At 43.7% G+C, this 17,764-nt stretch carries 15 protein-coding genes; 5 read left to right on the forward strand and 10 right to left on the reverse strand.

Annotated elements, in window-relative coordinates; genetic code table 11:
- Positions 1–218: 218 nt before the first annotated feature.
- Positions 219–677, forward strand: coding sequence for a hypothetical protein (locus tag FSB76_RS13245; RefSeq protein WP_147054041.1), 459 nt, complete (start codon positions 219–221; stop codon positions 675–677).
- A 429-nt stretch (positions 678–1,106) separates the two neighbouring features.
- Here the strand turns inward: FSB76_RS13245 and FSB76_RS13250 are convergent, their stop codons facing one another.
- From FSB76_RS13250 to FSB76_RS32705, 4 genes are all read right to left on the reverse strand, one after another.
- Positions 1,107–1,406 (reverse strand): hypothetical protein, encoded by a 300-nt coding sequence (locus FSB76_RS13250; protein ID WP_147054043.1) that lies wholly within the window; start codon positions 1,404–1,406, stop codon positions 1,107–1,109.
- Between the two features lie 463 nt (positions 1,407–1,869).
- Positions 1,870–5,016, reverse strand: a complete 3,147-nt coding sequence (locus FSB76_RS13255) for a DEAD/DEAH box helicase (protein WP_147054044.1) — start codon at positions 5,014–5,016, stop codon at positions 1,870–1,872.
- A 1-nt stretch (position 5,017) separates the two neighbouring features.
- On the reverse strand, positions 5,018–5,401 hold the full coding sequence (locus tag FSB76_RS13260; RefSeq protein WP_147054045.1) for a (deoxy)nucleoside triphosphate pyrophosphohydrolase: 384 nt from the start codon (positions 5,399–5,401) through the stop codon (positions 5,018–5,020).
- 32 nt (positions 5,402–5,433) lie between these two features.
- Positions 5,434–5,562 carry a hypothetical protein gene (locus FSB76_RS32705; RefSeq protein WP_262713509.1) on the reverse strand — a complete coding sequence of 43 codons (129 nt, stop codon included), beginning with the start codon at positions 5,560–5,562 and terminating at the stop codon, positions 5,434–5,436.
- Between the two features lie 863 nt (positions 5,563–6,425).
- On the opposite strand from FSB76_RS32705, the gene FSB76_RS13265 reads away from it, so the two are divergent.
- Together FSB76_RS13265 and FSB76_RS13270 are read left to right on the forward strand one after the other, a co-directional pair.
- Positions 6,426–6,686, forward strand: coding sequence for a type II toxin-antitoxin system HicB family antitoxin (locus tag FSB76_RS13265; RefSeq protein WP_147054046.1), 261 nt, complete (start codon positions 6,426–6,428; stop codon positions 6,684–6,686).
- Complete coding sequence (locus FSB76_RS13270) at positions 6,683–6,934, forward strand: hypothetical protein (RefSeq protein ID WP_147054048.1); 252 nt, start codon at positions 6,683–6,685, stop codon at positions 6,932–6,934. Before FSB76_RS13265 ends, FSB76_RS13270 begins: the two co-directional genes overlap by 4 nt.
- A gap of 337 nt (positions 6,935–7,271) precedes the next feature.
- Here FSB76_RS13270 and FSB76_RS13275 read toward each other — a convergent pair whose 3' ends face one another.
- The 5 genes from FSB76_RS13275 to FSB76_RS13295 form a co-directional block, all read right to left on the reverse strand.
- A complete protein-coding gene (locus FSB76_RS13275) occupies positions 7,272–7,940 on the reverse strand; it encodes a hypothetical protein (protein WP_147054050.1) in 669 nt (222 codons plus the stop codon).
- Positions 7,941–8,862: 922 nt separating this feature from the next.
- Positions 8,863–10,224 (reverse strand): UDP-N-acetylmuramoyl-tripeptide--D-alanyl-D-alanine ligase, encoded by a 1,362-nt coding sequence (locus FSB76_RS13280; RefSeq protein WP_317131373.1) that lies wholly within the window; start codon positions 10,222–10,224, stop codon positions 8,863–8,865.
- A 256-nt stretch (positions 10,225–10,480) separates the two neighbouring features.
- Positions 10,481–10,789: a GIY-YIG nuclease family protein gene (locus tag FSB76_RS13285; protein WP_147054052.1), complete on the reverse strand. Its 309-nt coding sequence runs from the start codon at positions 10,787–10,789 to the stop codon at positions 10,481–10,483.
- Between the two features lie 228 nt (positions 10,790–11,017).
- Positions 11,018–11,545, reverse strand: a complete 528-nt coding sequence (rimM, locus tag FSB76_RS13290) for a ribosome maturation factor RimM (RefSeq protein ID WP_147054054.1) — start codon at positions 11,543–11,545, stop codon at positions 11,018–11,020.
- Between the two features lie 138 nt (positions 11,546–11,683).
- A complete protein-coding gene (locus tag FSB76_RS13295) occupies positions 11,684–12,193 on the reverse strand; it encodes a 30S ribosomal protein S16 (protein ID WP_147054056.1) in 510 nt (169 codons plus the stop codon).
- A 271-nt stretch (positions 12,194–12,464) separates the two neighbouring features.
- On the opposite strand from FSB76_RS13295, the gene FSB76_RS13300 reads away from it, so the two are divergent.
- Complete coding sequence (locus FSB76_RS13300) at positions 12,465–13,007, forward strand: 5' nucleotidase, NT5C type (RefSeq protein WP_225976503.1); 543 nt, start codon at positions 12,465–12,467, stop codon at positions 13,005–13,007.
- Positions 13,008–13,065: 58 nt separating this feature from the next.
- Positions 13,066–15,156, forward strand: a complete 2,091-nt coding sequence (locus FSB76_RS13305) for a PAS domain S-box protein (RefSeq protein WP_147054058.1) — start codon at positions 13,066–13,068, stop codon at positions 15,154–15,156.
- 301 nt (positions 15,157–15,457) lie between these two features.
- Here FSB76_RS13305 and FSB76_RS13310 read toward each other — a convergent pair whose 3' ends face one another.
- The gene (locus FSB76_RS13310) at positions 15,458–17,728 is read right to left on the reverse strand and encodes a Tex family protein (protein ID WP_147054060.1); all 2,271 of its coding nucleotides are present in this window, start codon (positions 17,726–17,728) and stop codon (positions 15,458–15,460) included.
- Between the last annotated feature and the right edge of the window lie 36 nt (positions 17,729–17,764).

The raw sequence follows: 17,764 nt of genomic DNA on the forward strand, positions 1-17,764 counted from the left end.
AACCCCGTTTTTCCTGTCCTATCGGTGTTACCCGTTTGTAGCAACAATGTACCACCACGTTTTTGCCCCGTAGCGGGCTACCTTTCTAACATGCGGGTAACTTACAGGGCAACGCAGGTAGCACCTACGGCGCACAAATCATTTTTGTTATCAAGGGCTACAAATGGGTAGCGCCTATGGCGCAGGCTGCGAATGAAGGGCATAACCCATGACCAACGGTGCCCGACCGCCCAACAACCCTACCCCAACAAAGCCATAAAACCGGCCAGCGTGATAGCCATATCCGGCGACCGGCTGGTGCAGGCCACATTTTCGAACTCGTGCCAGGTGGGGTCAATGGTGGTATCGAACGTTGGGGGGCGCAAATCGGGCAGGTGCCAATGGTGGTGGACATCCCTTTTGATTTAGACCAGCGGCTAATTGGCATTGGATTTACTGGAGAGTCAATAAAACTAAAGGCTGCTTTACTAAATAAATTGTGGAAAAAAATAGTTGATCGCTATAATAGTAATGGCCAAAATCTAAACCTTTTTGACGGAGCGGTAAAGAAGTTAATAAAAAAGTTCCTAAACTACCTTAATTCACTTTTAGGCAGTATTCTATCTGGAATCCCTGGGGGAGAGGCAATAAAGGAAATAAAAGAATTTTTAGAAGAGTACGCCGACGAAGAAGAATAGATATTATTTCTGTATCCCCGAGGTTTCCCTGAAAAAGAACCTTGTGGGTTATAAGGCGACGACTTCGGGGCTCCTGATGCCCTGATGGACTCTGAACCTCGGGTTCGCTCATAGAAGAGCCTGAGGAGACGGCAACAATTGTATTAACACCATCAATTTACCGGTATCGGCAAATTGATCCCCCATCCGCAACTCCAGTTTTTATGCACCATCGGTGCTACCCGTTTGTAGCAACAACGCACCACCACGTTTTTGCCCCGTAGCGGGCTACCTTTCTAACATGCGGGTAATCCACAGAAGGGTACAGGTAGCACCTACGGCGCACAAAACATTTTTGTTATCGGGGGCTACAAACGGGTAGCGCCTATGGCGCAGGCTGCAAATGAAGGGTATAACATTTGGTCAACGGTGCCCGACGGCCCAACAACCTTATCCCAGCAAAGCCATAAAACCGGCAAGTGTGATGGGCATATCCGGCGACCGGCTGGTGCAGGCCACATTTTCGAACTCGTGCCAGGTGGGGTCAATGGTGGTATCGAACGTTGGGGCGCGCAAATCGGGCAGGTGCCAGTGGTGGTGGTAAAACCAGGTTTGGTCAATAAGTTTGGATTGGATGAGGGCGGCGAGTTCCTGAACCCCCACATTGCCCGGGTTGGCAAACACTATCGAACCATATTTTTTATAGTTGCCGCCATCGCGGTACAGGTAGTTGAATTGGATGTTGGCCATGTGGCAATTTAGGCGGATGGCTTGGATTGGGCAATCGGAGATAAGTGAACTTGTAGGCCAGAACCCGGTTTCTGTACCCTCGGGGTCTCCTTGAAAAGATACGGCGAAAGCATTTGGGTTTTCGATGGGCTCCATCTCCTCAGGTTCCTCGACGAGAGAACCTGAGGAGACGGCAACAACTGTATTACCGCCACCATTTTACCGGTATTGTCAATATGGAATGCCCATCCGCAACTCCGGTTTTCATGCACCATCGGTGCTACCCGTTTGTAGCAACAATGTACCACCACGTTTTTGCCCCGTAGCGGGCTACCTTTCTAACATTCGGGTAATCTACAGAAGGGCACAGGTAGCACCTACGGCGCACAAATCATTTTTGTTATCGGGGCTACAAATGGGTAGCGCCTATGGCGCAGGCTGCATATGAGAGGCATAACACTTAGCAACAGTACCCAAATAGTTATTACCCAATCGCCAACTTCCCGCTTTCTTTCCAAATATAGGCTGGCATAGGCTCGTGCAATTGCCATTCTATGTTCATGGGTTTGGCGCCGCTCGATTTGATGTAGTTGGCTTCGCCTAAGAAAACGTAAGGCATTGTAAAACCAAATTCATCATCGTTTTGCTCGCGGACAAAAAGCAAAATTCTTTTGTGCTGCGAATTGTGGTTAATGTACGATAAACCCTTGGCCGATTCGGGCGTGGTGGCGTTTTGCGATTGCCAATGAAACAAGGTTTCATTGATGGCATAATCATCATATAAGGTAGATGGCGAATATTCTTTCTCCGACTTTTTAAGGGTGACAAACAGCGATTCGATATTCAACTCCTTGTTGGCTGCAACGCCCTCCCGGTTTGATGATGCTTTATCAAACTGGTGCAAACCTGTTGCTACCAATATCTGGCTTCGGTTGTACCTGCTGTGCACTTTAAGGGGCGACGGAAAATTCAGGTCGATATCTTTTTCGATAAAGTCGACTTTCGAGATCAGATAATTAACCACCTCCAATAATTCTGATACCATCACGGGATTTTGGGCAATCTGTTTAATGCTATCCTGTATCGACTTAAAACCCAATTGCGGTCCGGCCTTTTGCCAAACATCGTAATGGAACATTAACAACATCAAATCCTGCCCGACCGATAAATTGCCTGCGTTAAATCCGCTTTCAATTAGTTCACGCAAAAACTTAAGGTAGCTTATAGAGTTACACCTCAACAAGCGTTTAATACAGCTTGTGATTTCGGTTTCGTTGGGTTCGATGAAATTTGGTAATACACCAGCTTCTACACATAGCCGTTTCCAGTTATCTTTTTTGTAGATGAGTTGTAGTTCGATATGCTGAAACTCGATGAAGTTTTTCAGGGAAAGTGACAGCGTGGATTGATGTTTAAAGTTTTGAATTTTAATCACCAATTGCCTGCGGTTAAAGCCAATGGCGGCTCGGATGTTTTTCAGGATCACCTCCTTGGCTTTCTTCTCCAACACAATGGAGCAACCTAAGGGCAAATGCGGAAATTCATCTTCAATCTCCTTAATTATCGAAGTTTGGGTTTTGCCCACCAGCGCTCTGAATTTGTGTTCAAAGTCGTACTCCGGTCGGGCGTTGCCTACAAAGTCTAAAACGGTCAAACAGTCTTTATTTGGGGCAAGGCGTAAACCACGACCTAACTGTTGCAGAAATATGGTTAAGCTTTCGGTCGGCCGTAAAAACAATACGGTATCAATTTCGGGAATGTCGACACCCTCGTTAAAAATATCGCGTACAAAAAGGTAATTGATCTCTTTATTCCGTAACCGCTCCCTGATGGTTTCCCTGTTTTCCGAGTTTTCGCTTGTCAGGTAATCCGCTTTAAGCCCTTCCATGTTAAATTTCTCGGCCATGTAGCGGGCATGTTCCATGCTTACGCAAAAGCCCAAGGCCCTTACATCGTGCAAGTCGGTAAGGTATTTATCGCAGTTGGCTAAAATATCGCCCACCCTGCGGTCGCTTTCGGTATAAAGTTTGGTTAGCTCATTAATTTCGTACCGGCCATTTTTCCAGGATAGTTTTGATAAATCAACACTATCCGATAAGGCAAAATATTGAAACGGCGATAGTAGTTTTCTGTTGAGCGCTTCGGGTAATCGTATTTCGGCAGCTATTACGCCGCAAAAACCTTTCAAAATATCTTCGCTGTCGCCACGCTCGGGTGTGGCTGTTAGCCCCAATAAAACCTGCGGTTCAAACTGTGCCAAAATGGGGCGATAGCTTGATGCCGCTATGTGGTGTACCTCGTCGATGATAATAAAATCATAAAAGCCGGGTGATAGCGCCAGTTTACTGATCTGGTTGGCCAGGGTTTGTACCGATGCAAATACAAACTCGTAATTGCCGGGCTCCTGCCCATCCACCCACAACTCGCCAAAGTTGGCGTTTTTTAATATGTGCTGAAACGTGTTTTGGGCTTGCTCCAAAATCTCTTTACGATGCGCTACAAATAACAGCCGCGCCCGCGGGTTATTGTTTTTAAAGTTGCGATAATCAAAAGCCGATATTACCGTTTTACCCGTACCTGTAGCCGCAACCACTAAGTTTTTATAACGGTTGTGTACAATCCGTTCCGATTGTAGCTTCTCTAAAATTTCGTCCTGGTACGGAAAAGGCTTTAAATCAAAAAAGCTGGTGATGCTTTGTTTATCGTACGATTTTTGTTGTTTTAGCGCAGCTCTTAATTTCTGTTTGTCTTTGCCAAACTCATAGGGCTCAAAATCCTTATCAACCCAGTACGTTTCAAAAGTCTTTTTAAACTTATCAATAATGTGGTTAATCTCTTTGGAGGTTACTTTCAAGTTCCACTCTAAGCCGTTGGTTAAAGCCGACCGGGATATGTTGGATGAACCAATATAGCCCGTTGTAAAGCCCGTATTCCTGACAAATAAATACGCTTTGGCATGCAACCGTTCATGGTCCGAATTATAGGATACCTTAATCTCGGTGTTTTTTAAGTTCGATAAAAACTCAATTGCCTTTACATCGGTTGCACCCATGTACGATGTGGTGATGATGCGCAACTTTTTACCGCTGTTGGTAAATTCTTCCAGTTCCTCCTTAAATATGCGGATGCCCGAATATTTAATAAACGATACCAGCCAGCAAATTTCATCCGAAGAAAGAATCTCTTTTTTAATCTCGCTCTCTAACGAAATCCCTACGTTATTACCTGTAAATAATTCGCTTTGGCTTAGCCGTGTGTAAGGCGTAATTTCTTTTATCCGGTTATTAAAATCAGCAAAGGGCGAATCCAGTTTAGAGAAAACAGCATCCAATATTTTGCCTTCATTATCAATCAGGTTTTCCGAAAGGCTAACGCCCGGCAATTCTGTTATTAATAACTGAATGATTTTGTTGGAGAGTTCAATTTGTTTGAGTGTTTTATGCTCGTCCTTAATTTCATTTAAGGCGAATTTAATGGTCTCGGATAAATACAAACTTAAATACCTTGCCGCTTCCTCTTTATCCAGTTGGGTGCTTTTAATAAAAAAGGCTTCGTTACTCAACAGGTTTAGCTTGTTGGCAATCAGTTTATTAATCAATTGCTCGTACAAGCCTAATTCAACTGCTGGCATTTTAAAGGTTTAAGTAATGTTTTACAATGGGCACATCGGCATCTGCCCAATCCAAAGCTAACAATTCATTTTTATGCAGCCACTTATATTGCGCATGTTCCTTCAATATTATTTCCCCGCTGGTATGCTCGCAAATAAAAGGGATCAGTTCGATGGTGATTTTAGGGTAGGTATGGGTGTTGGATGGTAACGCTTGTATAATGCTGATTTCGATATTTAATTCTTCTTTGATTTCTCTCATCAAGCAATCTTCAGCGGTTTCTCCCGGTTCAATTTTACCGCCGGGGAACTCCCATTTTAAAGGCAGGCTCATGGCTTGGCCGCGTTGGGCGGCCAGGATTTGGTTTTGAGCGTTTATTATAAGGGCGCAGGTTACTTGGAGCATGTTATTCGTCTTCTACCTCGAAAAATACGTGTTTACATTGGGTATTTAAACATGCCTGAATAGATAGTTGAATGGTATACAAAGTCGGCAACAACATCCGTTCGGGTTCCGCAGATAGGGCAGGTGGTGGGCTGGTCGGTTATTAAATACTTTGGGAGCATGTGTAAAGGTATTTAGCGGCGCTGGGGTTTACAATTGGACATAAGTTAACTTAGTTGTTTATAGCTTTGTAGACGTTTAAATCATTAAAAATATCGAAAACAGACAAGGAAACACGAGGGGCGCTTGCTTTGGTGTTAATATGTGCTATTTTTCCACATTATATCCGCAAGAGGATGTATCCACTATTTTAACTTTATATTTGAATTAAACAAAAAAGGAGCTAAATGCTCCTTTGATGTTTGTCTAAAAAGTAAGTCCGATAGAGATGAAACAGTATTGAGAACGGACTCAATATCCGACGGTAAAATTCCGTCCGGACGATTAAAGCCTCGAGAATTTGCCCTCTCGGGGCTTTTTTGTTTTCCTCTAAACAAAGAACGTGAAATGAATTCTCAATGTGAAATTTTGTGAAGTGTTGTTATCCACAACTTGAATAAAAAATCAACATTTGACCTATTTTGTGGAGCAGGTGGAATATAATTAGCGCTCAAAACGATAATAGGTGGTCTACACTGTCAATGTCTTTCGGCATGTACATGGCTTTAACCCCATTAAGTGCTTTCTTATTCGATTAACTTTGGCTTGTTGGAGACAACTCCAAAAAGGGCGAGAGGGGGAGCGAATATCAAGAACAAAGTACTTTAAATGTATATAGTATAGCAACTAATAATACTTATCTACAACTATATAATTATAATTTAAATGAATTTAATTATTAAGATTATACTAGTGGCGTAATTTTTGATATTTCTGTTATGATTATTTGAATTGTTAATAATTAATTATTAAGTTGCATAATTAACTATTAACAACCAACTTAAAACAGTTTAGAATTTAAACGGCTATTAAACACTTACCAACTATGCAAGCGGCACAAGCACAACCAGAACTGACTTTGACTGGTATTATGATTTCAGACGCTGAAAAAACGGAGATAACTGCTTATTTTGCAGAGTTTCCAGAAGTAATCGCCCAAGGATCAAATACCCAAGAGGCAAAAAAAAACTTACTTGAGGCATTTAGAATAATGCTTGAGTTTAAACAAAGTGAATTAGAGGATGATGAACACGAGGAAGGCGATTTACTTATTACTAAAGAGTCATTTAATTTATCTATTTCATGAACCGGGACGCATTCATTAAATACCTTACTGACAATGGATGTGTTGTAGTAAGAAACGCTAATCAAGGATATTCAGTTGTCAGAAACGTAATGAATGGCAAAATTTCCGGTGTGCCGAAAGAAGAGGAGGTCTACAATATCACGGCATGTCGAATATGTAAAACACTAGAAGTTGATCCTCCTAAAGAGTCAGAAGATGGGCAAGGCATCGTTGATCTCGCCCATAAAAATCACGGATCAAAAGAGTAATACACATAAAATAAAAGCTCCACGCTAATTGGAGTTTTTATTTTAATATTAATTTATAAAACCTTCTAAGCCTAACTGCACTTTGTTGGCGTTGTCAACAACAAATTCTGTATGTACACGGATTTAGCTTCTCACCCATGGCTTTCTTGATCGATTAACTTTGGCTTGTTGGAGACAACTCTAACAAGCGCGAGTTATTAGAATTGTAGCAACAGTATTCCTGGGCATATCAAAAGTATTTACTACAAGATCTATAATTTCATTAATCATTGTCTTTTTCTGTTAAAGGTTGTAGTCTCTACGATCATTATAATAAAGGATAGAAACTCGTCATCTATTATTTTGAAGCTGGTATTATACCTAATTTTACCGCCATAACACCAGCGATAAAACCTATAATAGCGGTGATCAAAGATGCAGCGACATTTGAAAAAATGTCATCTTTAGTGCGTTGAAATATATTCTTATGATCTTGCTTTCGTGATAGTATTATTTTCGAAGTAGGTAAAGCATAACGGCCCGATATATTTCCTAATAAAATACAAGCAAAGCCTGTAAGACCTTTAATAGTCTTCTCAAAATGCAGAAAGTTGAAAGGATCAAACATTACGTAAAACCCTAATAAGGTATAAATAAATGTAGTGGGGGTAGAAAGAAAAAAATATTTCTTTTTTACGTTCTCTGATAGAATTCTGTCCAAGTAAATGAATACATGAGCTCCTATTTCGCTGTCTGAGCCAACGGTGTTTAAACTGGCGCTATATTTACTGATTTTAAGCTGGACATTGACCCTCTTTTCTGAAAAGTCATAAATACTGAATTCCAAGTCGCAGTCGCCTTTGTAATTGTGAATGAAGTCATCAAAGTTGTCATATCGATATTGACTGTCATTTAAGGTCAGTTTATTAGATTTACTCAGCAAGAAATCGCAAATATTCTTTAAGTCATCTTTATATAATATAACTGCCGAATAACGTTTGGAATTAGATTTTTCGATTAATTTCATTTGACAAGGTTTTTATAAATTTACTGATTATAATCTATGTTCAAAATGTTAAAGTGTTAACGCCCGCCCGTCCGCTCCCCCAACCTCACCCCCACAGCCCCCTCTTGACATCGCCTCAAAGAATATTCTTTATTTTACAGAACTATTGTGTGGTTGTAGTGAAAATAATCCTCGCGGTTTAGTGGCCGTTTTGCGCCATCAGTAATGTGTCCGTTTACACATGGGCACGACACCCAACAATCATTGAACTAACAGGCAGCTTTTACAGGCTAATGGTAGCGGTATTTATCCCGTATTCAATACAAATTTGTAAACACACCCCTCCGCCCCTCTCGAGAGGGGAAATCGCGCGGGCCCCTGCTTTTACATTGGGAATTGTTGAGCTTTATGGTAAGGGATGTGTTGTGTTTACCGCAGCTCAGCGTTAGGGATTGAAATGGGTACCGGCCCGCGCCTAATGCCTCGTGCGCGTATGAATGTAAAGCCCGGCGACGCTTCTACCAGCGGCGAACGCACGGAATAGAGTTAAGAGCCAAGAATCAAGAGTTAAGACTTTTTTTGGGGGAGGATGGGGATTACTATAGCATTGTTGGTATAGATTCAGGATGAGAGTTGTTTTTTTTCCTGTCATCCTGACGAAGGAAGGAGCTGTCTGCTGTGCATGATCGTTAGAAAAGTTGGCGAATAGATGCTTCGTACGTACCTATGACAAGTTTAAAAACGGAAGTCATCCCGAACTTGTTTCGGGATCCCAGAGGACAGGTGACCCGCATGAAGTACACTTAGCATGTGGGGTGCTGAAACAAGTTCAGCATGACATTGGGGATTAAGTCGCTGTCATTCCCCCTTCAGAATTTCGCTAAATTTAACCACTCAGGATGACAGTTGTGTATTTTCCTATCATTCTCTTCCTTCACCCTTGTTAAAACAACTCCACCAGCCGCTCCAGGGCCATACCGCGCGATCCTTTGATGAGGATGGTTGAATGGGTGATGGGGCTGGCCTTTAATGCAGCAATGGCATCCTCGGCTGTGGCGTAACAGGTGTTTTGGCCCATGGTCCATAGTCCATGGTCGATGGACTGAGCGGCAGCGGCAAAGTCTTTCCCGATAAAAATGCGTTCGTCAACCGGGGTATCCAGTGCTTTTTGGATCACGGAGGCATGCTCGGCGGCCGACTCGGGGCCCATCTCGAACATGTCGCCCAGGATGAGTACTTTGCGTGGGGCCTGCAGCTTGCCAACGTTTTCTATAGCTACAAACATGCTGCTGGGGTTGGCGTTATAGTAATCGCAAATAAGGGTATTGCTTGCCGTTTTCACAATTTGCGAGCGATTGTTTTTGGGCTGATAGCCTTCGATACCGGCGTTTATTTGCTCGGCAGGGATATTAAAATAGCTGCCTATGGCTATGGCCGCCAAAATGTTATGCAGGTTATATGCGCCGGTGAGCTGGGTTTTTACGGTGTAGCTTTGCCCGGTTTTATTGTTGGTGTATTCCAAAGCAAGCAGGGGCGAGTTTTCTATTAGTTGCCCGCTCACCAAATCATCAATAGTATTGGTGCCATAATATACCACGTTGCTCAGCTTACGGGCGGCAGCCATATCAAGCAATGTTTGGTCGTCGCTATTAATAAAGGTAACGCCACCTGGGCTGCTCACTCCCCCTTCAGGGGGCCGGGGGGCCAAATAATCATATAATTCCCCTTTGCCTTTCTTCACGCCCTCTACCCCGCCAAAACCTTCCAGGTGCGCCTTGCCTACGTTGGTTATTAAGCCGTGCGATGGCTGGGCGATGGTGCAAAGCAGTTCGATTTCTTTTTGGTGATTGGCCCCCATTTCGATAACGGCCATCTGGTGGCTGGCGTCGATGGTTAAAATAGTGAGGGGTACGCCTATATGGTTGTTTAAATTGCCCTGAGTGGCCTGGGTTTTAAAGTGTTGGGATAGCACGGCGTTGATAAGCTCTTTAGTGGTGGTTTTGCCGTTGGTGCCGGTAAGGCCTATAACGGGAATGCTTAACTGGCGACGGTGGTGGCGGGCCAGATCCTGCAGGGCGGTAAGCACATCGGCCACCAGCAAATAATTATCGCCCAGCTGGTAGGCGGGATTATCAATTACGGCGTAGGCTGCGCCTGCTGCAATGGCCTGTTGGGCAAAGGTGTTGGCATCAAATTTATCGCCTTTAAGGGCAAAAAACAGGCTGCCGGCGGCAATTTTGCGGGTGTCGGTACTGATAACAGGGTGCTGCAGGTATAGCTGGTAAAGTTGCTGGGTAGTAATCATACGTGATGCATTGGCGAAGTAAAGGTAATAAAAAGCCTCTTTTGAATGATAGTTACGAAATGTATACGTTAATAAAGTGTTATTTCGAACGAACCGGCAGTGGGATTGCGCAGAGGAGGTGAGGAGAAATCTTATGCGATTTGCATCGCGAGGGGATATGTTGATGCAGGGCGTATAGGATTTTTCGCTACGCTCAAGAGGTAGTTTCTCCTCGTACCTCGTTCGAAATGACAATTTTCTTATCAATAACCCTTTGTCAATCATCATCACACACTTCCTTATTCAAGAAAGTCCAGTTTGGGTTTGTGGTGGCTATTAAGGCGTCTTTCTTTTCTCTGCGCCATTTCTTAATTTCCTTTTCCCTTTCAATCGCATGTTCGATGTGCGTAAAATGTTCGTAGTAAACTAAATTGTAGCAATAAAACTGACCGGTAAAGGATTTTTTAGTTCCTTTGTTTTCCCGATGTTGAAGCAATCTAACACATAAGTCATTGGTAACCCCAATATACAGTACCGTTTTGGCAGGATTGGTGGTAATGTATATATAGTAATTATGATTCCACATGGGTTGAAAATAAAAAAATTATTCATAACCTGTTGTCATTTCGAACGAACCGGCGGTGGATTGTGTGGGCAGGGGTGAGGAGAAATCTTATGCGATTTGCATCACGAGGGGATATGTTGATGCAGGGCGTATAGGATTTCTCCTCGTACCTCGTTCGAAATGACATTTTCTTTTATTGAAAAGAAGTGTACACACAATGCCTTAAGGAAGACAAAAAGGTGGTTATTACTATCCCTCCAAGTAAACATCAAGCAGCCCTTCGGGCAAATCGATGTAAATTTCGCAGGCTTCAATATCAATCCCCTTAATGATCTCTATATTGAGTGGGAAAAGCACTTCTTTGCCTTTAAACGTCACCGTGGCTATCAGTTGTTGCGGATATTCCTGCACCTGGGTTATTTCGCCAAGCTCGCCGTGGGTTTCGTCGATAGCCATAAACCCTTCTACATCGTTCAGGGTAAATTCGGCTTTTTTCTTTTTGGGTTTCAGTTTGTTGGGCAGGTACAGGTCGCGTTTTACCAGCAGGCTTGCTTTCTCGATGGTATCCACATCTTCCAAAAACAAGTAGGCATTGCTTTTTTGCAGGTACTTGATAGATTGTACAAAATAAGGGATCATTTTGCCGGCCATATCAATAAAAAGGGCATCAAATTTAATAGCGTCCAGGCTATCAAAATCAACATATATCTGCATTTCGCCCTTAAGGCCCTTGGTTTTCAGTATGCTGCCAACCCTGAAACAATCTTCGGTTTTCATAAAAAACAGTGTTAAATAACAATGGCGAAGTTTTCGCTTCGCCATTGTTTTGTAGAATCAAGAGTTAAGAGTCGAGAATCAAGACAGAAGAATTTTATTTCTTGACTCTTGATTCTAATTTCCTGGCTCTGGGTTAAATTATTCTGCGTCTTCAGCCGGAGCTTCTTCAGCAGCAACTTCTTCGGCAACAGGAGCATTTTTAGCAGCTATTGCAGCAGCTTTTTCTTCCTTCTTTTTAGCTTCGGCAGCCAAAGCCAGTTTACGGGCTTCGTCTTTTGCAGTTACCAGGCTGGTTTTTTTGCCGGTGATTTTGCCTTCTTTAGCATCAGTCCAGGCAGCAAATTTCTCTGCAGCTTGTTCTTCGGTTAAAGCGCCTTTTTTTACACCACCTTCTAAGTGTTTTTTGTACAGCACACCTTTGTAAGAAAGGATAGCACGACAAGTATCGGTAGGCTGGGCACCAGTGTTAACCCACTCTAAAGTTTTGTCGAAGTTAATTTCGATAGTTGCAGGGTTGGTGTTTGGGTTGTATGAACCTAAACGCTCAATAAAACGACCGTCGCGAGGTGCGCGGGCATCTGCTACTACGATGTAGTAAAAAGGTTTTCCTTTTTTACCGTGTCTTTGCAGTCTGATTTTAGTTGCCATTTCTTTATTTTATGTATTCAACATGTCCCCGGAGTTCTTTCTGCGGGGATGCAAAGGTATAAATTATTATTAACAATTTAAAGGGGTTGTAATTATTATTGGTGAGTGGTTAAGTGGTTGATTAGGTGAGTGGTTGGATTAAGGCCACCCGATAAGCAACAGAATGCTTTATTGGGTAGGGCGCATTGACTATACAATTGATAGCCAACACATTCTGATTGGTTGTAATATGCGCCTTTTAATTATACTTTAAATTTTGCAAATTACCGGCATGAGCATCACCCGCAAACCCCGCATTGCCATTGATATGGATGAGGTATTGGCAGATACCATTGATAAATTTATTGAACTGTATAAACAGCGCCACAGCCATGAAGTAATATTGGCCGATATGCACGGCATGGAAATTGGACAGGCCCTGCCGCCGCACCTGAGCAGCACGGTAAGGGCCTATGTTAACGAGCGTGGTTTTTTCAGGGATATTAAAGTAATGCCCGGCAGCCAGCAGGTGGTAAAAGCGCTTATGGAGCGATATGATGTATACATAGCATCGGCAGCTATGGAGTTTAAGTACTCGCTGGAGGATAAGCAGGCTTGGCTGGAGGAGCACTTTCCCTTTATATCATGGACGAACATTATTTTTTGCGGGCACAAAATACTGGATGTTGATATTATGATTGACGACCGCATTAAAAACTTTGTAACTTTTAAAGGTCGCAAACTGTTGTATACATCGCCTCATAACGTGCTGATTGACGGTTTTGAAAGGGTAAATAACTGGCAGGATGTTGCCGATAAATTATTGACCGAATAGCTAATTACTTTAATATAAATATTTTAACTTTATACAATAAGCCGGGACCAAATCAAGCATGCCAATTAACACCATCGCTCCCACAACCGATTGTATAATTATTTTTGATACCGATGAACAGAGATACCTTTTCATTAGCCCTGCTATAATTAATATTTTAGGCATTACCGCTGCACAGCTGCTTAGCAACAACAGTTTGTGGTTTGATATGATAAGCGAAACCCAGCGCGGAGGCATAGAAACTGCGGTTGCCAGCCTGGATATAAATGAGTCGGTTGAACTTAATTACCTTATAAACACCCCGCAAAACACAACCAGGGCCATTATCGATAAAAAAAACCTGGTAATTGATGAGGCTACCAATCATAAAGTTTTAGTAAGCACTATTAGTGTACAAACGCAGCCTACCGCCGGCAATGCCACAGAGGATAGCCTTTTTAGCGATTTGTTTTACAAAAACGCAAACCCGGTATGGATAGTTGATAAACAAACACTCTGTTTTTTAAAGGTTAATCATGCGGCTACGGTGCATTATGGCTACACCGAAGATGAGTTTTTATTATTAACACTTAGTGATATCCGCCCGCCGGAAGAAATCGGGAGCTTAAAAACATATTTAAGCGAAAATGAAAACTTTGAAATAAGCGCCGACGATTTTAACCGTGCCGGTATATGGAAGCATTCGAGCAAAAGCGGCCAAATTATTTACGCCGATGTTAACTGGTTTGGTATAAAGTACAAGGGGCGCAATTGTATTTTATCAATTGCTACCGATGTTACCGCCAAGCTGCAATACCAGGACGAAGCCAGGCGGCGCGAACAGTTTTTAAACTCGCTGATTGATTCGCAAACCAATTTTTTGATTAGGATAGATATTAAGGGGCGTTTTAGTTTTGTTAACAAACAGTTTTTGAAAACCTTTGGTTACAACGCCACCGAACTGATAGGGCAGCATTTTGCAATTACCACTATACCCCAGGAACTGCATTTGTGCGAAGAAGCCTTTGTTAACTGTGTAAGCAACCCCGGCAAAATTGTAAAACTACTGCACAAAAAACCAGATGTATGGGGCGGGCTTCATGATACCGATTGGGAGTTTATATCCATTACCAACGATAGCGGCCAGGTTTGCGAGGTACAGGGAATAGGCCAGGATATTACCGCCAAACTTAAAATTGAACGGGAAATAAAAGAGGCCGCCGAAAAGCTGGATGCTTTTATTGAAAGTATAACCGATTCGTTTTTTATTATAGATAATGAATGGCGGTTTGTGAAGGTAAACTCGGCATTCGAAAAAATGACCAACACCCCGCGGGAGGAAATGCTGGGCAATGTGCTTTGGGATGTATACCCCGAAATTATGGATTCGGGCTTTGGCAGGGCATATTATGAGATGATTGAAAAGCGCGAAAGCGTAAAGTTTACCGAATACTTTGAACCTATTGACAGGTGGCTAAGCACATCGGCCTACCCATCTGCCGAAGGCATTACCATATACGTTAAAGATATTAGCGATGAGCGCCGGGCCCAGGAAGAAGCCCACTGGACAAAAACAAGCCTGGAGGCCCTGATAAACAATACGCATGACCACATTTGGTCGGTTGATAGGGAAATGCGCTATGTATATATGAATGATGCCTACATCAGGGAAACCACACATTTAACCGGTGTTGAACCTATAGCCGGGGCGCATTCATACCTGCATAAAGGATATAGCGAAGAGATACACAACGAGTGGGTGGCTTACTATTCGCGGGCGCTCCTTGGCGAACAATACACCATTATTAATGAAAGCATTGACCGGCAAACAAAAACCCCATTATATTTTGAGGTTAGTTTTAACCCCATTTATACGCAGCAGGGCGATATCATTGGCGTTGGTTGTTTTGCCCGTGATATTACGCGGCGCCTTAAAATTGAACAGGAGCTGATTGATCAAAACGAGCGCTTACGGAATATCGCCTCGCTCAGCTCGCATGAAATAAGGCGGCCCGTTGCCAGTATGATGGGCCTGATCAGCATCATGGATAAGGAAAACTTTTTTAACCCGGAAAACGAACAGATCATCCAGCACCTGTTCACCGTAAGTGCCGAAATTGACGATGTTATCCGCTTAATTGTAGATAGCACTTTTACCAGCCACGGCTAAGGTAAACAGGATTGATTATTGGTAAACAATAGCATTTTCGTCATCCGGGAATAATCCATTTGTAAACCTTTGTATCGGCAGTACAGGGTAAACGGACATTTTGCCACCCATGACAAGTTGAAAAACGGAAGTCATCCCGAACTTGTTTCGGGATCCCACAGGACAGGCGACCCGCATGAAGTAGACTTAGCATGTGGGGTGCTGAAACAAGTTCAGCATGACATTGGGAATTAAACTATTGTCACTCTTCTTTCAGATTTTCGCAAATTTTATTACCCTGGATAACAAAAAAAAGACTGATTTACTTAAACTTATTTTTTAATGCCGCCAGTTTTATAGCAATGTCTGTCTCTGGTGCTTCCTGTGGTTTCCTGTTGAAATTAGGTTTGTTATTTCCGGCGGCCGGCCTTCTGTCATCATTCCTCCTGGCCGCGGGCTCACTTTTATCGTTTTCTTTCATCGATAAGGCAATCCGCTTGCGGTTAACATCAACCTCGGTTACGGTTACCTCAACTTTCTGGTGAACTTTCAACACCTCGTTAGGATCTTTAATAAACCGGTTGGTAATCTGGCTTAGGTGTACCAATCCGTCCTGGTGCACGCCGATATCAACAAAGGCGCCAAAGTTGGTTATGTTGGTGACGATGCCGGGCAGCTTCATGCCCACTTTAAGGTCGCCAATTGCATTTACACCATCGGTAAAGCTAAAGGCTTCAAACTGTTCGCGCGGGTCGCGGCCCGGCTTGGCCAGTTCGGCCATAATATCGTTCAGCGTGGGTAGTCCTACTGTTTCCGACGTATATTTTTGCAGCGGAATGCTCCTGCGGATAGCGGCATCGCCCATCAAATCTTTCACCGTGCACTTCATGTCCTTAGCAATTTGCTCCAGCAAGCTATAACGCTCAGGGTGTACCGCGCTCGAATCCAGCGGATTTTCGGCATGGTGGATGCGGAGGAATCCTGCCGCCTGTTCAAACGCTTTTTCGCCCAGGCGGGGTACTTTTTTGAGTTGATCTCGGCGTTTAAAAGCCCCGTTCTGGTCGCGGTAATCCACAATGTTTTGTGCCAGCTGCGGCCCCAGGCCCGATACATAGGCCAAAATTTGCTTTGATGCCGTGTTCAACTCTACACCAACCGCGTTCACGCAACTCATTACGGTATCGTCCAACGAAGTTTGCAGCTTGTTTTGATCCACATCGTGCTGGTATTGGCCTACGCCAATTGATTTTGGGTCGATTTTTACCAGCTCGGCCAACGGATCCATCAAACGGCGACCGATAGATACGGCGCCCCTTACGGTAATATCTTTATCAGGAAACTCTTCCCTGGCTACATCGGATGCGGAGTAGATAGAAGCACCACTTTCGTTCACCATTACAATAGCAACGCCGGGCAGGTTAAGGTTACGCACAAATAATTCGGTTTCACGACCGGCAGTACCGTTGCCTATGGCAATGGCCTCAATCTTATACCTATCAAATAAATGCTGAACCGTTTTTTCCGCCTCGCGCGCCTGTCCGGCGCCGGTGTGTGGGTAAATGGCGGTATTCTCCAATAACTTACCTTGTTCATCCAAACAAACCAGCTTACAGCCGGTGCGGAAACCAGGGTCGATGGCCATAACCCGCTTTTGGCCAAGCGGGGCGCTTAAAAGCAGCTGACGTGCATTTTCGGCAAATACGCGGATAGCTTCTTCATCGGCTTTCTTTTTGGTAAACAGGCGTACCTCTGTTTCCATCGATGGCTTCAGCAGGCGTTTGTAGCCATCGGCAATGGCTTGTTTCACCTGGTCGGCAGATGGGTTGTTAGCCTTTACAAAGCTGTCTTCCAGCGCAGCAATGGCTTCTTCTTCATCCGGTTTTATATCCAGCCAAAGAATTTCCTCCTTCTCGCCGCGGCGCATGGCCAATATGCGGTGCGATGGAGCCGACTTTACAGGTTCGGTCCAGTCAAAATAATCTTTATACTTAATACCTTCTATCTCTTTACCATCAATTACTTTTGATTGGAAAGTACCTTTCTCTATAAAAAGCTCGCGGATGCGGGTACGTACTTCGGCATTTTCGCTAATGGTTTCGGCAATAATATCCCTTGCGCCGGCCAATGCCTCCTCAATGCTATTAACGCCTTTTTCGGCATCAATAAAAACAGCGGCTTCTGTTTGCAGGTCGGCTTTGCGTTGTTCCAGCAGCAAATCGGCCAGGGGCTGTAAACCTTTCTCGCGGGCCGCGGTAGCGCGGGTTTTGCGTTTAGGGCGATAGGGCAGGTAGATATCCTCCAGCGAAACCATGGTTTCGGCTTCGTTTATTTGTTTTTCCAGTTCGGGTGTTAGTTTCCCCATATCGGTAAGCGATTTCAGGATCGCTTCGCGGCGTTTATCCAGGTCACGAAGTTGTTGGGCGCGGTCGCGTATCTCGGCCACCTGCACCTCGTCGAGCGTGCCGGTAACCTCTTTACGGTAACGGGAAATAAACGGGACTGTTGCTCCTTCATCAAGTAATGCTATTGTTGCACTTACCTGTTTTTCGGATATGGAAAGCTCAGAGGCTATTTTTTTAGAATGCGATATCATACATCAAATTTCGGACTGCGAAGTTGAGAGAATAGC

It is taken from the genome of Mucilaginibacter ginsenosidivorax (assembly GCF_007971525.1).
GTDB lineage: Bacteria > Bacteroidota > Bacteroidia > Sphingobacteriales > Sphingobacteriaceae > Mucilaginibacter > Mucilaginibacter ginsenosidivorax.